The sequence below is a fragment of the Micromonospora sp. DT63 genome (assembly GCF_049841615.1).
In the GTDB taxonomy this organism is placed as follows: Bacteria; Actinomycetota; Actinomycetes; order Mycobacteriales; family Micromonosporaceae; genus Micromonospora.
Genome location: NZ_JBNCKQ010000030.1, coordinates 1 through 227, shown reverse-complemented (window position 1 = coordinate 227; position 227 = coordinate 1). Strand labels below are relative to the sequence as shown.

At 71.4% G+C, this 227-nt stretch carries 1 pseudogene; it reads right to left on the bottom strand.

The annotated features are described in order from the left end of the window. A pseudogene (locus tag ACLQ27_RS32185) lies at nucleotides 1-227 on the bottom strand (hypothetical protein); the annotation flags it as partial.

Here is a 227-nt window from a genome sequence, read left to right as displayed (position 1 = left end):
TCGTCGCGATCGAGATGACCGCGGCGCGCTCGGGCAGGCCGGCCTTCTTCGTGGCGGCGATGATCGCCTTGACGTTGCCGGTCTGCTCACCGTTGAGGTCGATGTGCGACTGCGCGCCCTGCGGCTTCGCGGCCGTGGTCTGCACCGCTACGGCGGTGGGCTTGGCGTCGACGGGGTTGGCGTGCGCGGCGATCGGGCCGGCGAAGACACCACCGGCGAACGCGAGA